This is a genomic window from Streptomyces ochraceiscleroticus, from assembly GCF_000720485.1.
GTDB lineage: Bacteria > Actinomycetota > Actinomycetes > Streptomycetales > Streptomycetaceae > Streptomyces > Streptomyces ochraceiscleroticus.
On the sequence record NZ_JOAX01000026.1, the window covers coordinates 154623 to 174040 of the forward strand.

At 72.6% G+C, this 19418-nt stretch carries 17 protein-coding genes and 1 other RNA gene; 4 read left to right on the forward strand and 14 right to left on the reverse strand.

Going from position 1 to position 19418, the window contains the following annotated elements:
* Window positions 1-39: 39 nt before the first annotated feature.
* On the reverse strand, window positions 40-936 hold the full coding sequence (locus tag IG84_RS0129015; protein WP_031063306.1) for an FAD binding domain-containing protein: 897 nt from the start codon (window positions 934-936) through the stop codon (window positions 40-42).
* Between the two features lie 662 nt (window positions 937-1598).
* On the opposite strand from IG84_RS0129015, the gene IG84_RS0129020 reads away from it, so the two are divergent.
* Window positions 1599-2033, forward strand: coding sequence for an SSI family serine proteinase inhibitor (locus tag IG84_RS0129020; RefSeq protein WP_051862540.1), 435 nt, complete (start codon window positions 1599-1601; stop codon window positions 2031-2033).
* Window positions 2034-2164: 131 nt separating this feature from the next.
* On the opposite strand, the gene IG84_RS0129025 is transcribed toward IG84_RS0129020, so the two are convergent.
* Together IG84_RS0129025 and IG84_RS0129030 are read right to left on the reverse strand one after the other, a co-directional pair.
* A complete protein-coding gene (locus tag IG84_RS0129025) occupies window positions 2165-2467 on the reverse strand; it encodes a DUF3039 domain-containing protein (protein ID WP_030250340.1) in 303 nt (100 codons plus the stop codon).
* A gap of 75 nt (window positions 2468-2542) precedes the next feature.
* On the reverse strand, window positions 2543-3169 hold the full coding sequence (locus IG84_RS0129030) for a YqgE/AlgH family protein (RefSeq protein ID WP_031063316.1): 627 nt from the start codon (window positions 3167-3169) through the stop codon (window positions 2543-2545).
* Between the two features lie 261 nt (window positions 3170-3430).
* On the opposite strand from IG84_RS0129030, the gene murA reads away from it, so the two are divergent.
* Window positions 3431-4768: a UDP-N-acetylglucosamine 1-carboxyvinyltransferase gene (murA, locus tag IG84_RS0129035; RefSeq protein WP_031063319.1), complete on the forward strand. Its 1338-nt coding sequence runs from the start codon at window positions 3431-3433 to the stop codon at window positions 4766-4768.
* 260 nt (window positions 4769-5028) lie between these two features.
* On the opposite strand, the gene IG84_RS0129040 is transcribed toward murA, so the two are convergent.
* Together IG84_RS0129040 and IG84_RS0129045 are read right to left on the reverse strand one after the other, a co-directional pair.
* The gene (locus tag IG84_RS0129040) at window positions 5029-5310 is read right to left on the reverse strand and encodes an HU family DNA-binding protein (RefSeq protein WP_003954777.1); all 282 of its coding nucleotides are present in this window, start codon (window positions 5308-5310) and stop codon (window positions 5029-5031) included.
* Between the two features lie 339 nt (window positions 5311-5649).
* Window positions 5650-7083: an NAD-dependent malic enzyme gene (locus IG84_RS0129045; RefSeq protein WP_031063326.1), complete on the reverse strand. Its 1434-nt coding sequence runs from the start codon at window positions 7081-7083 to the stop codon at window positions 5650-5652.
* A 268-nt stretch (window positions 7084-7351) separates the two neighbouring features.
* On the opposite strand from IG84_RS0129045, the gene IG84_RS0129050 reads away from it, so the two are divergent.
* Window positions 7352-7558 carry a cold-shock protein gene (locus tag IG84_RS0129050; protein WP_030250355.1) on the forward strand — a complete coding sequence of 69 codons (207 nt, stop codon included), beginning with the start codon at window positions 7352-7354 and terminating at the stop codon, window positions 7556-7558.
* Window positions 7559-7785: 227 nt separating this feature from the next.
* Here IG84_RS0129050 and IG84_RS0129055 read toward each other — a convergent pair whose 3' ends face one another.
* The 7 genes from IG84_RS0129055 to IG84_RS0129085 all read right to left on the reverse strand — a co-directional run bounded on the left by IG84_RS0129055 (window position 7786) and on the right by IG84_RS0129085 (window position 16385).
* Entirely contained in the window at window positions 7786-10251 is a 2466-nt protein-coding gene (locus IG84_RS0129055) for a HelD family protein (protein WP_031063337.1), read from the reverse strand.
* Between the two features lie 89 nt (window positions 10252-10340).
* Complete coding sequence (locus IG84_RS0129060) at window positions 10341-11102, reverse strand: anti-sigma factor family protein (protein WP_031063338.1); 762 nt, start codon at window positions 11100-11102, stop codon at window positions 10341-10343.
* The gene (locus tag IG84_RS0129065) at window positions 11099-11587 is read right to left on the reverse strand and encodes a sigma-70 family RNA polymerase sigma factor (RefSeq protein WP_051862555.1); all 489 of its coding nucleotides are present in this window, start codon (window positions 11585-11587) and stop codon (window positions 11099-11101) included. The genes IG84_RS0129060 and IG84_RS0129065 overlap by 4 nt, the downstream gene beginning before the upstream one ends.
* Before the next feature lie 177 nt (window positions 11588-11764).
* The gene (locus IG84_RS0129070; protein ID WP_031063343.1) at window positions 11765-12358 is read right to left on the reverse strand and encodes a CGNR zinc finger domain-containing protein; all 594 of its coding nucleotides are present in this window, start codon (window positions 12356-12358) and stop codon (window positions 11765-11767) included.
* Between the two features lie 123 nt (window positions 12359-12481).
* The gene (locus IG84_RS0129075) at window positions 12482-13678 is read right to left on the reverse strand and encodes a uroporphyrinogen-III synthase (RefSeq protein WP_031063346.1); all 1197 of its coding nucleotides are present in this window, start codon (window positions 13676-13678) and stop codon (window positions 12482-12484) included.
* Window positions 13679-13892: 214 nt separating this feature from the next.
* Window positions 13893-15269, reverse strand: coding sequence for a nitrate/nitrite transporter (locus IG84_RS0129080; protein ID WP_031063349.1), 1377 nt, complete (start codon window positions 15267-15269; stop codon window positions 13893-13895).
* Between the two features lie 147 nt (window positions 15270-15416).
* Window positions 15417-16385: a LysR family transcriptional regulator gene (locus IG84_RS0129085; RefSeq protein ID WP_031063353.1), complete on the reverse strand. Its 969-nt coding sequence runs from the start codon at window positions 16383-16385 to the stop codon at window positions 15417-15419.
* A 129-nt stretch (window positions 16386-16514) separates the two neighbouring features.
* Between IG84_RS0129085 and IG84_RS0129090 the strand changes: the two genes are divergently transcribed.
* Entirely contained in the window at window positions 16515-17798 is a 1284-nt protein-coding gene (locus IG84_RS0129090) for an MFS transporter (protein ID WP_031063356.1), read from the forward strand.
* Window positions 17799-17827: 29 nt separating this feature from the next.
* On the opposite strand, the gene IG84_RS0129095 is transcribed toward IG84_RS0129090, so the two are convergent.
* Entirely contained in the window at window positions 17828-18805 is a 978-nt protein-coding gene (locus tag IG84_RS0129095; RefSeq protein ID WP_031063360.1) for an extracellular catalytic domain type 1 short-chain-length polyhydroxyalkanoate depolymerase, read from the reverse strand.
* A 154-nt stretch (window positions 18806-18959) separates the two neighbouring features.
* Window positions 18960-19330: a transfer-messenger RNA gene (gene ssrA / locus IG84_RS39335) on the reverse strand.
* Window positions 19331-19418: the final 88 nt, after the last annotated feature.

Genomic DNA, 19418 nt, shown 5'->3' on the forward strand with positions numbered 1-19418 from the left:
CACGCGCGCGCCTCTTGTCGATTCGCTCGCTGCGCTCACTCACGAGAGCGCCCTCCCAAGTGCTCGGCGCGCCAGTGCCGCCACCGTACGGCGCAGGTGCAGGGCGGCCGGGGGCAGGGTGGCCGCCTCCGTACCGTCCTCCGGAGGCGCGGGATCCGGGATGCAGGCGGCCGCCACGTAGTCCCCGAAGGCGGTCAGCGCTTCGGGGGCCAGGCCGCGGTCGTTGTCCCAGTCGATGAGCGAGGCCACCCACTGCTCGGCGTCCAGCGGGCGCAGCGGCATCATCGCGACCGCGCCGACCGCGCAGCGCACGCCCCGGCGTGCGGGATCGAGCACCAGCGCGACGGATGCGGCCGCGCGCCCCGGTCCCGTCCGCCCGGTGGCCTTGAGGAACGTCTGCGGCGCGTGCAGTAGCGGCACCCGCACGAATCCGACGATCTCGCCGGGGCGCAGCATCTCCATGCCCGCGAGCAGGTGGCTGACCGGGACCTCGCGGCGGGCGCCGCCCGGGCCCGCGATGATCACGGTGGCTTCGAGGGCCGCCAGTACCGGCAGGGTGTCGCCGGTCGGCGCGGCCGTGACGATGTTGCCGCCGAGCGTCCCGGCGTTGCGGATCTGCGGGGGTCCGGCGGCGCGGGCGGCCGCGGCGAGGCCCGGGATCAGGGCCGCGAAGTCGGGGCGGCCCATGCGGGCGAGGGTGAGGCCGGCGCCGAGCAGCGCGTGGCCGTCCTGGTACTGCCAGCCGCGGATCTCGCTGATGCGGTTCAGACCGACCAGCGCCGCCGGGCGCAGTAGCCCGGCGTTGACGGCGGCCATCAGATCGGTGCCACCGGCCACAGGCACGGCGGCGGGCATGGCGGCCAGCGCCGCCACGGCCTCGTCGAGCGAGGCCGGCAACGTCACGGAATGCGACGCCTGCGGTGCGTGCGTGGTCAACCCAGCTGCCCCTTCCCCGGTGTCCCGGCTGTGCTGTTCCGCCTCGCCGTACGGTACGTGCTCACAGCCCGGACGTGGCAACTCTGGCACATCTTCGCAGGCCCGCGACGCGAGGGTCCATGAAGGCAGCTTCCGTCACCGACCTGCGGGTTGGCGCTGGTTGGTCCTGGCACGTCCCGGACCTCCGAAGAGAGCGTATTGCCACCTTTCTCAAGCACTGTGCGTTACCGCACGTACCGCACGCGCCGTGCGCTTGACGCCACTTGACGCCTTATGGCTGCCCGCAGGCAGGCCCTGTGCGGGTGTTCGACATTCCGGACCGGCGTACCGGATCGGCATGCCCGCGCCACGACGTGGGTACACGGTGCCAGGGTCCTGGCCGCACCGCGCCCGCCTTTCGGGGGGCTCACACGTTTGGGGGCGATCCGTCGATCGGGCGTCCGAGGCGCCGCCGCCGGGCCTCCGAAGGGCCGCCGCGCGCCGACCTCCGGTAACTCCTGGCTGCGCAGGCACGGTTACCCGCAGCAGCGGCAGGCCGCCGGGACCGGCCGCCCGACACGCCACCGGCGGACCACAATCAGCCGCACGGCACCCCTGCAGGGCTATCCATAAGGCGAGATGTCCGTCTCACCCGACTTTCAGCCCATCGTAAGGAATCCGCCATGCGCAAGAGACGCGTCCGCGCCGCCCTGCTCTCCGTCGCCGCCCTCGGCCTGCTGCCCCTCTCGGCAGCCGCGGCGCCGGCCGCCGCCGCACCCCAGCGAGTACCGGCCGGCGAGGCGAGCATCGTCATCCACCAGGGCACGAGCACCGGCGGCAAGGTGATCGCCGCCGCGAATCTGCACTGCTACCCCACCGGGGGCAGCCACCCGCGGCCCTACTCGGCCTGCCGGGCCCTGACCCGGGCGAACGGCGACTTCCGGGCGCTCGAGTCGGTCCGCCGTCCCTGCCCGATGATCTACCGGCCGGTGACGGTCGTCGCGAAGAGCATCTGGCGGGGCAGCGCCTCGTTCGTCGTGCGCGGCTACTCGAACCTGTGCGAGGCCGGCGCCGACAGCGGCGGCGTCTTCGACCTCAGCAGGCGCGCGAACGGCTGACGCGAAGCCCGACGCGCGTACGACTGGCGCGGGGCCCGGCGCACGTACGGCTGATGCGAAAAGCACGACGCCCGGCCCTCCCCCCTGGGGAGCGAGCCGGGCGTCGCCGTGCGGAGGACCGGAGCCGGGGCCTACTTCTTGCCGCCGCCCTTGCCGTCCTTGCCGCCCTTGTCCTTGTCGCCACCGGCGCCCATGGACTCGTAGATCTCCTTGCACATGGGGCAGACCGGGTACTTCTTCGGGTCTCGGCCGGGAACCCAGACCTTGCCGCAGAGCGCGACGACGGGCGTGCCGTCCAGCGCGCTCGCCATGATCTTGTCCTTCTGGACGTAATGGGCGAAGCGCTCGTGGTCACCGTCGCCGTTCGACACCTGCGGCGTCGGCTCCACGAGGGTGCCTGTACCTGCCCCGCGCTCGGGCTCAAGAGTGCTCATAACTGCCAAGGGTACTCACGCGCGCGCCGAACCGGGCGCCGCGGCCCGCCCGGACCCCCGCCGGAGCCCGCGGCCTCAGTTCAGCGAGGGATCATCCGGATACGTCGCCACCATCGCCAGTTCGTTGCGCTGGCGGCGCAGGACCGCGCGCCAAAGACGCTCGGGGGACGGGGAGGAGACGTCGCCCGGCTCGGATTCGACGACGTACCAGGCGCCTTCGACCAGCTCCTCCTCGAGCTGGCCCGGGCCCCAGCCCGCATACCCGGCGAAGATGCGCAGCGAGCCGAGCTCGGCGGAGAGCAGCTCGGGCGGGGCCTCCAGGTCGACCAGGCCGATCGCGCCGTGGACGCGGCGCCAGCCCAGGGGGCCGTCGCCGTCCGTGTCGGCCCCCTCGGCCCCGTCGCCGTCCGCCACCGGCGCTCCGGCGTGCTCACCCGCCTCGCCCGGGACCACCGCGACGCCGAGCGCGGAGTCCAGCGAGACCGGGCCGCCCTGGAAGACCACGCCCGGCTCGCCGGCCAGCTCGGCCCAGGGCTGGAGGATGTCCGCCACGCCGACGGGCGTGGGACGGTTCAGTACGACGCCGAGCGAGCCCTCCTCGTCGTGGTCGAGGAGCAGCACCACGGCCCGGTCGAAGTTCGGGTCGGCGAGCGCCGGCGTGGCGACGAGCAGCCGGCCGGTGAGCGAGGACACCTCGGTCATGGCGACATGATCCCGCACTTCGGGCCGGCGCGGGGCGCCAATGGCCGCACCGGTATGCACGCACTCCGGCCGGACGGGACGCAGTACGACCCACCCGGCATCCGGGCCCTCTCTCACATCACGGTGCGTTCCGCCCGATAAACCGTACGTGTTGTGACAAAGCTATTACACGCACCAGGGCCGCTCGACCCTACGGACTACCCCTGCACCGCCCTTACCATTTCAGCTTGGTCCCTGTCCGTCTCCAGGAACGCGAGATCCATGACCGACGACGTTTTGCTTGTCCACGGCGGCACACCGCTGGAGGGCGAGATCAAGGTCCGCGGCGCGAAGAACCTCGTGCCCAAGGCCATGGTCGCCGCGCTGCTCGGCAGTGAGCCGAGCCGGCTGCGCAATGTGCCCGACATCCGCGACGTGCGCGTCGTGCGCGGGCTGCTGCAGCTGCACGGCGTGACCGTACGCCCGGGCGATGAGTCCGGGGAACTGATCCTCGACCCGTCGCACGTGGAGAGCGCCAACGTCGCGGACATCGACGCGCACGCGGGGTCCTCGCGGATCCCGATCCTCTTCTGCGGCCCGCTGCTGCACCGCCTCGGTCACGCCTTCATCCCGGGCCTGGGCGGCTGCGACATCGGCGGCCGGCCGGTCGACTTCCACTTCGACGTGCTGCGCCAGTTCGGCGCGGTCATCGAGAAGCGGGCCGACGGCCAGTACCTGGAGGCCCCGCAGCGACTGCGCGGCACCAAGATCCGGCTGCCGTACCCGTCCGTCGGCTCGACCGAGCAGGTGCTGCTGACCGCCGTCCTGGCGGAGGGCGTCACCGAGCTGTCGAACGCCGCCGTGGAGCCCGAGATCGAGGACCTCATCTGCGTGCTGCAGAAGATGGGCGCGATCATCTCCATGGACACCGACCGGACCATCCGGATCACCGGTGTCGACAAGCTCGGCGGCTACAACCACCGCGCGCTCCCGGACCGCCTGGAGGCGGCCTCCTGGGCGTCCGCGGCGCTGGCCACCGAGGGCAGCGTGTACGTACGCGGCGCCTCGCAGCGCGAGATGATGACCTTCCTGAACACCTACCGCCGGGTCGGTGGCGCGTTCGAGGTCGACGACGACGGCATCCGCTTCTGGCACCCGGGCGGCCCGCTGAACGCCATCGCCCTGGAGACCGACGTGCACCCCGGTTTCCAGACCGACTGGCAGCAGCCCCTGGTGGTCGCGCTGACCCAGGCGTCCGGCCTGTCGATCGTCCACGAGACGGTCTACGAGTCGCGCCTCGGCTTCACCTCCGCGCTGAACCAGATGGGCGCGCACATCCAGCTCTACCGTGAGTGCCTGGGCGGCTCGGCCTGCCGTTTCGGCCAGCGCAACTTCCTGCACTCGGCGGTCGTCAGCGGCCCCACCAGGCTGCAGGGCGCCGACCTGGTCATCCCCGACCTGCGCGGCGGCTTCTCGTACCTGATCGCGGCGCTGGCGGCGCAGGGCACCTCCCGCGTCCACGGCATCGACCTGATCAACCGCGGCTACGAGAACTTCATGGACAAGCTCGTGGAGCTCGGCGCAAAGGTCGAACTGCCGAACGGCGCACTCAAGAGCTGACGCTGAACGGCTGACCGTGTGGGGCCGGTGAGCGGCTCAGCAACGGCTGAAGCGCCTGATGCCGAAGGGCGGGCACCCTGGCCGGGGTGCCCGCCCTTCGGCGTTCTCAGGGCCGTACACGGGCCCTGCCGCGGTACGTACCAGCGCTCGGCACACCTCGCGACGGCCCGTACACATGCGAAAGGCAGCCATCCGGCCGGGATGGCTGCCTCTCCTGGGATGCGGCCCGTGCTCCGTCGTCCCGGGAGCACGGTGCCGGATCACTTGCCCTTGGCGGCTTCCTTGAGCTTGGAGCCCGCGGAGACCTTCACGCTGTAGCCGGCCGGGATCTGGATGGGGTCGCCGGTCTGCGGGTTGCGCGCGGTGCGAGCGGCACGGTGGGTGCGCTCGAAGGTGAGGAAGCCGGGGATGGTGACCTTCTCGTCGCCCTTGGCAACGATCTCACCGACGGTCTCGGCGAGCGCGGCCAGAACGGCGTCGGCGTCCTTGCGGGTCACCTCGGCACGGTCGGCCAGAGCGGCCACCAGCTCACTGCGGTTCATGTATTACTCCCGTGTTCTTCTTGCCAATGGGCGTGCCACGCGGCGGAGCCGCATCAGGCACAGCGAAGCCGATGCTGCCAGGGCCCTCGGACAGTCCCCGGACCCGGGTCTGTGGTTCAGACCCTCGCGCCCGGTAACGCATCCTGCCCCCACCTGCGGCGGTAAAGCCAATCCGGCGCCCTGGAGGGTCACACGAAGAGCGCCATCGCTCCGAAAAGGTGACGCTACGGTGACGCTCCGCACCATGCTCGGGCCCGACTCACCGAGTGGCGGCCAGCAATGCGCTGACCGCCACCCTATGGGGGCCCTGAGGGCCCGGTGTCATGCGACGCGCCGTACTCAGGCCGTCGTGCCGCCCGTCACAGCCGTACCGGCCGCGTTCGCGGCGTCCCGGACGGCTCCGGCGACGGCGCCGGCGACCTTGTCGTTGAAAACGCTGGGGATGATGTAGTTCGCGTTCAGCTCGTCCTCCAGGACGACGTCCGCGAGCGCGCCGGCCGCGGCCAGCATCATCTCCTCGTTGACCGTACGCGACTGCGCGTCCAGCAGGCCGCGGAAGACACCCGGGAAGACCAGCACGTTGTTGATCTGGTTCGGGAAGTCCGAGCGGCCCGTGGCCACGACGGCGGCGGTCTGCCGGGCCTCACCCGGGTCGACCTCCGGGTCGGGGTTGGCGAGTGCGAAGACGATCGCGCCGTCGGCCATCCGGGAGACGTCGTCGGCGTCCAGGACGTTCGGCGCCGAGACGCCGACGAAGACGTCCGCGCCGACCACGGCCTGCTTGAGGGTGCCGGTGATGCCCTCGGGGTTGGTGTTGTCCGCGATCCAGCGCAGCGGCGAGTCCGGGTCGGCGTCGACCAGGTCCTCGCGGTCCGCGTGCACGACACCGTGGATGTCGGCGACGACGGCGTGCTTGACGCCGGCCGCGAGCAGCAGCTTGAGGATGGCCGTACCGGCGGCGCCCGCGCCGGACATCACGACGCGCACGTCGCCGATGTTCTTGCCGACCACGCGCAGCGCGTTGGTCAGGGCCGCGAGCACCACGATGGCGGTGCCGTGCTGGTCGTCGTGGAAGACCGGGATGTCCAGGGCCTCGCGCAGCCGCGCCTCGATCTCGAAGCAGCGGGGCGCGGAGATGTCCTCCAGGTTGATGCCCGCGAAGCCGGGGGCGATGGCCTTGACGATCTCCACGATCGCGTCGGAGTCCTGGGTGTCCAGGCAGATCGGCCAGGCGTCGATGCCGGCGAAGCGCTTGAACAGGGCCGCCTTGCCCTCCATGACGGGCAGCGCGGCCTTGGGGCCGATGTTGCCGAGGCCGAGGACGGCGGAGCCGTCGGTGACCACCGCGACGCTGTTGCGCTTGATGGTCAGGCGGCGGGCGTCCTCGGGGTTGTCGGCGATGGCCTGGCAGACGCGGGCGACGCCGGGCGTGTAGACCATCGAGAGGTCGTCACGGTTGCGGATGGGATGCTTCGACGACATTTCGATCTTGCCGCCGAGGTGCATCAGGAACGTACGGTCGGAGACCTTGCCGAGCGACACGCCCTCGATCTCGCGCAGCTTCTGGACGATTTCGTCCGCGTGCGCGGTGGACGTCGCGGCGATGGTGACGTCGATCCGGAGTTTCTCGTGGCCGGAAGCGGTCACGTCGAGGCCGGTGACCGACCCGCCGGAGGACTCCACGGCCGTGGTGAGCTGGCTGACGGCGGTGCCGCTCGCGGGAACTTCCAGTCGCACCGTCATCGAATACGAGACGCTAGGCGCCGTTGCCATGGCCGACTTCCTCTGCTTTCCCTTGTGTCCCTATGCGCTGTCCCAGGAGCTCGGATGTCCTGCGCATCGTTCGATCGTCCCACCTACCGGCCGGTACACGGTAACCAGCCACAAGTTTCGGAAAGACATTTCCACAATACGAGAGTTAGTCAGCTCGGCGGAACCCCCCACTCCTTCGCTTGAAAAAGGGCCTGAATAGGGAGGAAATCTGGCGTACCGCCCTTAGTATCTGGCCCGCAGCACCCCAAGACACGCAAGGACGGGCGATATGGCTCAGGGCACCGTGAAGTGGTTCAACTCCGAGAAGGGTTACGGATTCATCGCGCAGGAGGACGGAGGACCGGACGTCTTCGTCCACTACAGCTCGATCAGTGGCGACGGCTTCCGCAATCTGGAGGACACCCAGCGGGTGGAGTTCGAGATCGCCCAGGGCCGCAAGGGACCGCAGGCGGAACAGGTCCGCGTCATCGGCTGAGACACGGCCCCTGAACGAGCGGAAGGCGCCACGGGAGATCCCGTGGCGCCTTCCGCTGAAGAGTGAGGTGGCACCGACCCGCCATGCTCGCCTCGCGGCAAGTGGTCGCTCGAAGCGACTATGGTTGGGCCCGGGGGCTTGGATCGGGCCGGTGCCACATACAGGCTAACAAACCTTCCCCATATGCGATTCCCGTCGCGCGAGATGTCTTCCGCCGCCCGGAACGCTCAGTCCCGCAGCAGGTCCGGCACCCCGTCCGCGTCCGGCTCGTCGCGGGCGCCGGAGACCACCGTCAGCCGCTGCGTGGCCCGGGTCAGCGCCACGTACAGCACACGCAGCCCGGCCGGCGACTCGTCCGCGATCTCGGCGGGCGAGACCACCAGCGTCGCGTCGTACTCCAGCCCCTTGGCCTCCAGCGAGCCCAGCGCGACCACCCGGTCGCCCAGGTCCGCGAGCCAGCCGCGGGCCTCCTCGCGCCGGTCCATCGCGACGACGACGCCGACCGTGCCGTCCACCTCGTCCAGCAGCCGGCGCGCCTCCTCCCGTACGGAATCCCCCAGCCGGTCCCCCGCCACGGCGAACCGCGGCCGCAGGCCCGTGGAGCGCACCGCCTCCGGCGCGACCATGCCCGGCATGGCCAGCGCCAGCACCCGGGCCGCCAGCTCGGCGACCTCGGCGGGGTTGCGGTAGTTCACGGTGAGGGTGAAGCGGCGGCGCGGGCGGGTGCCCAGCGCCTCGTCCCGTGCCTCGCCGGCCTCGTCCGGGTCCGACCAGGAGGACTGTGCCGGGTCGCCCACCACGGTCCAGGTCGCGTGCCGGCCGCGGCGGCCGACCATCCGCCACTGCATCGGCGTGAGGTCCTGCGCCTCGTCGACGATGACGTGCGCGTAGTCCGTACGCTCCTCCGCGAGCCGCTCGCGGCGGCTGCGCCCCGAGGAATTACGGTCCGCAAAGGTGGTCAGCTCCTCCAGGCCGGTGAGCTGGTCCAGCGGGTCGGCCTCGCGCGGCCGGGCCGGGCGTGCCGGGGCGCCGAGGATGAGCTGCAGCTCGTCCAGGAGCGCGACGTCGTGCACGGACAGCGGGCCCTGGCCCTGTGCGTCGAGGCGGCCGCCCAGCGAGCGGGCCAGCAGGCGCGCCTCGCGGTTCTGCAGCACCCGGCGCGACCAGCGGCCCAGCAGCTTCTCGTCGGTCATCGCTGCCAGCACCCGGCGCGGGGTCAGCTCCGGCCACCACGCGTCCAGGAAGTCGGCGAAGTCCTGCTCAGTGGTGATGTCCTCGTCGAAGCCGGACCGCGCCTCGGCGGCCAGCTCCGGGTCGCTGTAGCGGCGGTCCCCGCCGGTCTTCGCCCACAGCGCGTCCAGGATCAGCCGGCGGGCGCGCGGGCGCAGCAGGTTGACCGGCGCGGTGCCGCCGAGCACGGCCTGCCGGATGCGGCGCAGCTCGGCGGCGTCCAGCTCGACGCGGGCCCCGAAGGCGACCACGCGGAGGCGGTCGGTGGGTACGGCGGGGGCGGTGTCCTCCGTGTCCGCCTCGTCGTCAAAGGCCCCAAAGGCGAGCTGGCCGTCCGGCTGCCCGGCCGGAGCGGCGTCGGCGGACAGCTCCAGCGCGCCCCGGGCCGCCTTGCGCAGCACCTTCACCATTCGTGAGGAGCCCTTGATGCGGGCCACCTCGGGCGGGTCGTACGCGGTGGCCTCCGCGCCTTCCACGAGGGCGCCCAGCGCGCGGATGGCGACCTGGCCCTCCTCGCCGAGCGAGGGCAGCACGCCCTCGGTGTAGGCGACCAGCAGCGGGGTGGGCGAGACGATGAGGATGCCGCCCGCGTAGCGGCGCCGGTCCTGGTAGAGCAGGTAGGCGGCGCGGTGCAGGGCGACCGCGGTCTTGCCCGTACCGGGGCCGCCCTCGACCTCGGTGACGGAGGCGGCGGGCGCGCGGATCACCAGGTCCTGCTCGGCCTGGATGGAGGCGACGATGTCGCGCATGGAGTGGCTGCGGGCCCGGCCGAGGGCCGCCATCAGCGCGCCGTCGCCGATCGCCGGCAGCTCCTGGCCGTCCAGGGTCGCGGTGACCTCCGGGCGCATCAGGTCGTCCTCGACGCCCAGGACGCGGCGGCCCTTGGAGCGGATGACGCGGCGGCGCACGACGCGGCCCGGGGAGACGGGCGTGGCCCGGTAGAACGGCGCGGCGGCCGGTGCCCGCCAGTCGATGACCAGCGGTGTGTAGTCCGCGTCCAGCACGCCGAGGCGGCCGATGTGCAGCGTCTCGGCGATCTCCGCGCGGTTGTCGGCGCCGATCGCGCCGTCGGCGGGCTCGACGGAGGTGTACGCGCCGTCCGGGCCCCGCTTGCCGTCCTTGCCCAGGAGCAGGTCGATGCGGCCGAAGAGGAAGTCCTCGTACTCGGAGTTGAGGCGGTGCAGATGGACGCCGGCCTGGAAGACCTGCGCGTCCCGCTCGGCGAGCGCGCCGGGCGTGCCGACCTGGCCGCGCTTGGCGGCGTCGGCCATCAGGAACTGCGCCTCGTCGATCTTCTCCTCGAGGCGCCGGTACACCCGGTCCAGGTGCGACTGCTCGCCCGCGATCTCGCGGTCGCGTACGGAGTCGCCGTCGCTTTCGGGTACTCCGTCGCTTTCGGGTACTACGGAATCCGGCGCGTGCGTGGAGTTCTCCGGCGCGTGCGTGGCGTTCTGCGCGGCCACCCAGGCCCCCTTCTGCTGTGCGTAGGGCAGCCGTCAACCGTACGCGAAGCAGGTCGCGGGCGCACCTGTGAGGCGCGCGAAGGAGCCGGTCACACGTCGACGGCGGCCAGCCGCTCGCCGTCCAGGGTGCGGATTTCGAAGCGGTCGATGTCGGCGCGGTGCATGGCGGCGCCGCCATTGGTGTAGAGCGGCCGGCGGCTCCACTTCGTACTGCCGCCCTTGATGCCGTACCCGCCGTACGGCACCGCCCACGTCGTGACGGTCTGCCGATCGCCGTCCTTGCCGATCGCGATGAGGGAGCAGCTCAGCGGGCCCTTGACGTTGCCGAGGCGGAGGGCGACGGAGGTGCCCCAGGGCCGGTCGGCCATCGTGACGCCCGCGGTGACCTTCGTGACCGGGTCGACCGCGGTGTGCTTGCGGCCGCCGCTGTCGTACATCTGCTCGGCCGGGCTCGCGGTCTGCCGCGGCGGCTGCGGCTCGTCCCCGGTGACGGCCAGGGTGGCGAGCGGTCCGCCGACGATCAGTGCGGCGGCGGCCGCGACGAGGGCGAGGCGCCGTCCGCGCCTGCGCCGCCGGGTCGCGGCGACCTCGCTCAGCAGGCCGCCCAGGACGCGCCGGGAGGGCGTCGGAACGAGCGTGGCGACGGTCGGCGGGGCGCCCGTACCGTCGTCGGCGAGGTCGGCCAGCATCGGGGGCAGGCCCAGCAGGCCGTCCAGCTCGGCGGCGCAGCGGTCGCAGCCCGCGAGGTGCTCCTCGAAGCGGGCGGCGTCCGCGGCGTCCAGGACGCCGAGCGCGTAGGCGCCGACGTCGGTGTGGTCCGCCGGCTCGGCGGGCGGGTGGGGCCGGTTCACGCCGTCACTCCTCGTTCTTCCAGCGAGAGCTTCAAGGAGCGCAGCGCGTAGAAGACCCGCGACCGTACGGTCCCGGGCGGTACCCGCAGCACCTCCGCCGCCTCGTTGACCGTACGTCCCTTGAAGTACGTCTCGATCAGGGCCTCCCGGTGCGCCGGGCTCAGGTCGGCCAGCGCCTCGGAGATCGTCATCAGGCGCAGCGCACGGTCGATCTCGTCGGCGGCGGGCAGCGTCTCCAGAGGCGCGGCGTCCACCTCCTGGGGGCGGGCCTGGCGGCTGCGGTGCCCGTCGATGACGATCCGGCGGGCCACGGTGACCAGCCAGGGACGTACGGAGCCGGTCGCGCGCTGGAGCTGGTCGGCGTTGCGCCAGGCGCGCAGCAGGGTCTCCTGCACCACGTCCTCGGCGCGGTGCCGGTCGCCGGCCACCAGCCGCAGGACGAACGCGAGGAGCGGTCCCGCGTGCTCCTCGTACAGGGCCCGCATGAGCTCTTCGTCGGGCGTCGTCCGGTCGGCCACGACGGCATCCTTGCGCAACGCCACTCCCCGGTCGACAGTACGGACAGCTTTCGCTGACGGGCTGGTCCAGGGGAGTACGGACGCGGGGACTCCGGTGTTCAGCCGGTGTCGCCATCGGTGTTCGGCCGGTGACCGCTCCGGTGTTCAGCCGGTGACGCGGGAGGCCGGGCCGAGGGTGGCGCGGCGGCGGTGGCGGGCCACCCGCTCGCGGTTGCCGCACACCTCGCTGGAGCACCAGCGCCGCCGGCGCCCGCGCGAGGTGTCCAGATAGATCCGCGAGCACGCCTCGCCCTCGCACTGCCGCAACTGGCCGCGGGCCACCGCGTCGGTCAGCATCCCGACGGCGTCCCGGGCGACCGCGGACATCAGCCCGGCACAGTCCGGCGGGCGCGCCGGGCGGCGCTCCAGTACGCCGTCCACGCCGCGTACGGCACGCTCGGGCGGGGGCGGGGCCTCGGCGGTGGCGTTGAGCAGCGCCAGGTCGCGGTCGGCCGCCCGGCCGCGGATCTCGTCGTGCACGATGCGCCGCAGCAGTTCGCGCAGCGCCCGGAAGCGCGCGACCCAGCTTCCGTCGACGGCGTCGAGCGCGGTGCTGCGCGCGACGACACCCGCGCCGACGAGCCAGGCCCTCAAGTGGTCGGGGCCGAGGAGCCGTTCGGCCGGCGGCTCGCCGGCCGTGGCCACCAGGTCCAGGCAGATCCGCCCGCAGTCGAACCGCAGGTCGTAAGGGGCCGCCATGTGCCTGTCACTCCTTCGGGGACAACGTCTCCCTCCAGAGTGCCCGGCCCGGGGCCCGGCCGGAACCCTCGGTACCGTGCTCTCGTACGCGCCGTTCCCGGCCCGCCGGTGCGGTCAACGCCCTTACGCGTCCGCGTACTTCGTCTCCGCGTGCGGGTCCAGGGACAGCCGGTAGCCGCGCTTGACCACCGTCTGGATCAGCTTCGGCGCGCCCAGCGCGACCCGCAGCCGGGCCATCGCGGTCTCCACCGCGTGCTCGTCGCGGCCCGCGCCGGGCAGCGCCCGCAGCAGGTCACCGCGCGAGACCACCCAGCCGGGCCGCTTGGCCAGCGCGCGCAGCAGCGACATGCCGGCGGGCGGCACGGGCCGCAGCTCGCCGTCGATGAGGACCGCGTGCCCGCGGATCTCCACCCGGCGGCCGGCGACCGGCAACGGGCGGACGCGGCCGGGCAGTTCGTGGCAGAGGAGCTGCACGAGCGGGCCGAGCCGGAAGCGCTCCGGCTGGACCGTGGCGACCTCCTCGTTCTCCAGGGGCAGCGCGGTCACCGGGCCGACGCACGCGGGCAGTACGTCGTGCCGCAGCGCGTCCAGCACCTCGCCCCGGACGCCCCGCTCCTCGGCGCGGCGCAGCAGCGAAGCGGCGGCCGGGGCGCTGGTGAAGGTCACCGCGTCCACCGTGCGCGCGAGGATGCCGTCCAGGAGGCGGTCGACCGGGCCGATGTCCTGCGGCGGCATCCAGCGGTAGACCGGGACGCCGACGACCTCGGCGCCCGCGGCGCGCAGCGACTCCACGAAGCCGGGCAGCGGCTCGCCGTGGAGCTGGACCGCGATCCGCTTGCCGGCCACGCCCTCCTCCAGCAGCCGGTCCAGCACCTCGGCCATGGACTCCGAGGCGGGCGACCACTCCTCGGTGAGACCCGCGGCGCGGATCGCGCCGCGCACCTTCGGGCCGCGGGCCAGGAGCTGGACGCCGCCCAGCCGCTCCAGCAGCGGCGTGCCCAGGCCCCAGCCCTCGGCGGCCTCCACCCAGCCGCGGAAGCCGATGGCGGTGGTGGCCACGACGATGTCCGGCGCGTCGTCGATGAGCTGCTTGGTGGCGGCGAGCAGCTCGGCGTCGTCGGTGAGCGGCACGATGCGCAGCGCGGGCGCGTGCACGACCTCGGCGCCGCGGCGCTCCAGCAGCGTGCCGAGCTCGGCGGCGCGGCGGGCCGCGGTCACCCCGACCGTGAACCCGGCCAGCGGCAGCCCGCCGCCCCGCTCGCCGCCCTGCTGACGCGGCCCGCTGTCGTCCCGCAGTTCGTTTCGCTGTCCGTCGTGCATAGTGGCTCTCGTCCCGCTTCGCAGTGTTGTGCGCCGGCTCAACGGCGGCCTGGCCTCACCGGGCCGGCCGCCCGTCCCGGGGCGGACCGGCAGACCGGACTTGCTTGTGATGCTGCCAAGGGTCCGTGACGACCCGGGTTCACCGTTATTTCCCCAGTGTTACGCCCGGGAGGCCCCGGCGTTCCCGCCGGGGCCACTCCTCGGGTGCAGCGGATCACACCTCCGCGTATGCCGGGCGCTGCGCTTCTTCGGTGCGCGCGTGCGGCTCCGGTGCCGGGCGCCGGAGGTATACGGCCCAGGTCACGGCCAGGCACAGGGCGTAGTAGACGAGGAAGGACACGAAGGCGGGGGTGCCGGAGCCCCCGGTCATGAACGCCTGCCGGAACGCCAGGTTGATGCCCAGGCCGCCGAGCGCGCCGACTGCGCCGATCAGCCCCATCGAGGCCCCCGAGAGGCGCCGCCCGTACGAAGCGGCCGCCTCACCGGTCAGCCCCTTGCGTACCGCCTTCGCCTGGAAGATCCCCGGAATCATCTTGAACGTCGACCCATTGCCCAGCCCGCTCAGCACGAACAGCGCGATGAAGCCGACGAGAAAGACCGGCAGCGACTTCTGCGCCGACGCGTAGATCACGACGAGGGTCGCGGCACCCATCGCGGCGTAGTTCCACAGGCTGATGCGCGCGCCGCCGAAGCGGTCGGCGAGCTTGCCGCCCACGGGCCGGATCAGCGAGCCGAGCAGCGGCCCGATGAAGGTGAGCGAGGCCGCCTGCAGCGGCGTCTGCGCGAACTGGTTCTGCAGGACGAGCCCGAAGGCGAAGCTGTACCCGATGAACGACCCGAACGTCCCGATGTACAGCACCGACATGATCCAGGTGTGCGGGTCGCGGGCCGCGTCCTTGGCGGCACCCGTGTCGTTCTTCACCGGCGCGAGATTGTCCATGAACAGCGCGCACAGCACCGCGGAGACCACCGCGAGCGGGATGTAGATCCCCAGCACGATGTGCGGCGAGGCGGCGCCCGCCGTCCCGATGACCAGCAGCCCCACGAGCTGAATCACCGGCACACCGATGTTCCCGCCGCCGGCGTTCAGCCCGAGGGCCCAGCCCTTCTTCCTGAGCGGATAGAAGGAATTGATGTTGGTCATCGACGAGGCGAAGTTCCCCCCGCCGACCCCCGTGAGCGATGCCACCAGGATGAACGTGAGGTACGACGTCCCCGGCTCCATCACCATCCACGCGGCGGTGGTCGGCACCAGCAGCATCAGCGCGCTGATGATCGTCCAGTTCCGCCCCCCGAACTTCGCCACCGCGAAGGTGTACGGCACCCGCAGCACGCCGCCGACCAGCGTCGGCACGGCCACCAGGAAGAACTTGTCCGCCGGGTCCAGCCCGTACTCGGGCCCCATGAACAGGACCATCACCGACCACAGACTCCACACCGAGAACCCGATGTGCTCCGACAGCACCGAGAACCACAGGTTCCGCCGGGCGATCCGTTCCCCCTTCTCCGCCCAGAACCCCTCGTCCTCCGGATCCCACTCCTCGATCCACCGCCCGCCCTTGCGTGCGGTCCCGCCTGTCGTGGCTGCCATCGTGCCTCCCAGCTCTCGGGTTCTCCCGTTCCGAAGCTAGGGACGGCTCGTTTCGCCGCGGTGCCGCCAGGTGTCACCGACGCAATATCGCGCTCACCCGGGTCGGCGGGGCACGGTGAGTACCGGCCGGGGCACGCTGCGCGGCGCTCACGCCGCCATCAGCCGGGCGTCCTCGGGCGGCAGCCAGGCGCCCTCGGGGCGGGCCAGCCAGCCGCCCTCCTTGCCCAGCTCGCGCGCCGCGGCCAGCAGCGCGTCCAGCCCCGGGTGGCGCAGCCCCCGGCGCCAGACCACCGACACCGGGGACAGCGGTACGGGGTCCACGAGGGGCCGCAGCACCATCCCGGGCGCCTCGATGAACTCGACACTGGCCAGCACCGACCAGCCGCGCTTCCGTACGACGCGGAGGAATTCGTCCGGGCCGTCGATCTCCGGGTACGGCGCCGCCGCCCGGATGCCGCGCCCTTCGAAGAGGCGCGCCGCCAGGGCGGTCCACTCCGCGGTGTGCGCATTGCCCGCCCCCGTGTACAGCGTCTCCCCCGCGAGCGCGTCCAGCGGGACGGCCGCACGAGCGGCCAGCGGGTGCTCCGCGGGCAGCAGGACGGCCATCGGCTCGTACCGCACCGGGTGGTGGGCCAGCCGGGTCCGCACGCCGCGCGGCAGCCCCGCGATCCGCCCGAAGGACACGTCCAGGCCGCCGGTCAGCAGCCCCTCGGCAGCGCCGGTCAGGCCGCTGTGGAAGCGCGCGGCGAACTCCAGGCCGGGTGCCGCCGCCCGGGCCCGCTCCAGTACCCGGTGCGCGGTGCCCACGGGCGCGCCGACGTCGACGAGCAGCGGCTGCTCGTGCGCCGCGCCTCCGTGGAACGCCGCGGACAGCTCGTCGTGCGCGGCCAGCACGCGCTGCGCATACGGGAGCAGCCGCTCGCCTTCGGGGGTGAGACGCACCTGCCGGGTGGTGCGCAGGAACAGCACGGTGCCGAGGTCGCGCTCCAGGCGGCGGATGTCCCGGCTGAGGGCCTGCTGGGCGACGTACAGACGGGCGGCGGCACGGGTGAAGTGCAGCTCGTCGGCGACGGCCGTGAAGGCCCGCAGCAGTCGCGGCTCTATGTCGTGGGGCACGCGCCCATGGTGACAAAGACGAAGTGGCGGTACGGAGACCTGCCGGGCAACAGATTGACAACGGGAGACGGTGAATGCGTGGTGAAGAGGTGTTGGACGGTACGGCGCGGCCTGCCCGACCGTGGACGGGTGATCCTCTTCCTCGCCTCCCGGCCGGTGACCGCCCCGCCCGTTCCTGCCCGCTCGCGCCGCCGCACCCCCGCCGTCCCGCGGCTGCCGTTCCTCCGCCCGTACGCCCGGATCTTCGCTGTCCCCGGCACCCGGGCCTTCACCGCGGCCAACCTGATGGCGCGGCTCCCCATGGGCATGTTCAGCGTCAGCGCGGTCCTGATGATCGCCGGGTCGCGCGGCTCGTACGCGCTGGCCGGGGCCGTGACCGCCGTCGGGCTCGCCGCGACCGCCGTCGTCGGGCCGTGGACCGCGCGGCTGGTCGACCGGTACGGGCAGGCCAGGGTCGCGCCGCCCGCCGCGCTGCTCGCGGTGGCCGGCTCGCTCGCCCTCGTGCTGTGCGTACGGCTCGACGCACCCGCCTGGACGCTCTTCGCCGCGTACCTCTGCACGGCCACCACGCCCAACACCGGCGGCATGTCCCGCGCCCGCTGGGCACACCTCTTCCGCACCGATCCCCGCGCCCTGCACACCGCGAACTCCTTCGAACAGGCGGCGGACGAGGTGTGCTTCATGCTCGGCCCGGTGCTCGCGGCCTTCCTGTGCACGGCGCTGTTCCCGGAGGCGGGCACCCTCACCGGGGCCGCGCTGCTGCTGGCCGGCGTGCTCCTCTTCGCCGGTCAGCGCCGTACGGAGCCGCCGCCCGCGCCCCGTACGGACCGCGCCCGCTCCCTGTTGCGCCGCCCCGGCCTGCCGCCGCTCCTGCTGACCTTCCTCTGTACGGGCGCGGTGTTCGGCTCCCTGGAGGTCGTCACGATCGGCTTCGCCGACGGGCACGGCGTCCGGGCGGCGGCGGGCGGCATCCTGGCGCTGCAGGCGGCCGGGTCGTGCGCCGCTGGCCTGCTGTACGGGCTGCTGCCGCCCGCCGGGCGGCCCGCGGCGCGCTTCACCGGCTGCGTGGCGGCCATGGCGGTCCTGATGCTGCTGCCGCTCCTCGGGGCGGCGAGCGGCAGCCCGGCCGTCCTGGCGGGCGTCCTGCTCGTGGCCGGGATGGCGACCGCGCCCACCATGGTCACCGGCATGGGCCGGGTGCAGGCACTGACGCCCGCCGGCCAGGTCAACGAGGGCCTGACGCTCGCCGTGACCGCCCTGCTGGCCGGCATCGCGACCGGCTCGGCGGCGGGCGGCTGGGCCACGGACCACCTGGGCCCCGACGGCTCCGGATACGCCGTACCGGCAACCGCCGCGGCCCTCGCCCTGACCGTGACGCTCCTGGGCCGCCTCCCGGCCCGCCGGCGCGGCTGACCCGCGCCGGCGGGCCCGGGCCCGCGGCCTCAGCCGCCCAGCCCCCACCCCTTCGCCATCTCGTACGCGGCGCAGAGGTTCACATCGAGCATGTAAGCGCCGGCCGTGCCGCACTGCGCGGGGCCCGTACCCGGGTCCAGCGGCTGCCCGTGCCCCATGCCGGTGATCTCGTACGTCTCGACGGCGACCGCGCCGCCCGCGTCCCGGTACACCGCGTGCGGATAGCCGCCCACCGTGTCCCTGGCGTCGGGGGCCTGGTCGGTGCCGTGCACATTCGTCCACTGCTCGACGAGGTCGGCCATGTTCACCGGCTTCACCGTCGTGTCGGCCGTGCCGTGGAACACGGTGAGCCGGGGCCAGGGTCCGGTGTACCCGGGGCGCGCGGCCCGCACCCGGTCGCCCCACTGCGCGGGGGTCTGGGCGGCGCCCACGTACATGCACACGTACGGCGAGCCGGCCGCCTGCGCGCAGCCGTACGGGAGGCCCGCGACGACGCCGCCCGCGGTGTATGTCTCCGGGTACGCGGCCATCATGACCGCCGTCATCCCGCCGCCGGCCGAAAGTCCGGTGACGTACGCCTTCGAGCCGCCCGCGTCGGCGAGCTGGCGGGCGGTCATCTGCTGGATGGACGCGGCCTCGCCGTGGCCGCGCTCGATGTCGCCCGCCTGGAACCAGTTGAAGCAGGAGTTGAGGTTGTTGGCGCTGCTCTGGCCCGGGAGGACGACGGAGAAGCCCCAGCGGTCGGCGAGCTCGGTCCAGCCGCTCTGCTTGCCGTAGGCGGGGGCGTTCTGCGTACAGCCGTGCAGCGCGACGACCACGGGGCGGCCGGCGGGCAGGCCCTGCGGGACGTAGCGGTACATCCGCAGCGCCCCCGGATTGGTGCCGAAGCCGGTGACCTCCTCGATGGTGCCGGAAGCCGCGTGTGCCGTCGCCGGCGACGGCAGGAAGAGGGCGGCCAGCAGGGCCGCGACCAGAACGCTCAGCGTGCGCTTGGTTGTCTTGTACATGTCGGAGGACGGTAGGAGCGCGGGGCGGCACCCGATATGGCGCGGAACGCCACATCCGACGCCCGCGCCATGGTCATACATGACAGAAGCCCCGCTGCCTGACGGCGGCGGGGCTTCTGCCCACATGGGATGTCCGGAGGCCGGGGCCTCCGTTCGGTGGAGATGGCGGGAATCGAACCCGCGTCCAACGGTGCAGAATCAGGGCTTCTCCGAGCGCAGTCCGCTGCGATTTTCTCGGCCCCGGAGATCACGCGGACAAGTCTCCGACGGGCTCAGTCACTGTTTGATGTCTCCACTCAGCCCCGTGACCGGGCTCAGTGGATAAGACCCCTAGCTGATGCCAGGAACCGGGTCGGGATCATCCCCGGGCTGACACTTCGCAGGTCGCTACTTAGGCAGCGAGGGCGAAGGAATCGCGCTTGGTGTTGGCGATTATTGGTTGCGACATATGGTTAACGAGATCATTGCCGCTTCCTCGGCTCGCTTCCCCTGCTTCGACATCCGCTGTCGAAACCGATCATCCCCATGTTGATTTTTCAAGTGTGGGCCCCACTTGCGCGGAGTCCGTGCACCCCGTCCTGCGGGGTACATGTGCCATCGTACGGGAACAACG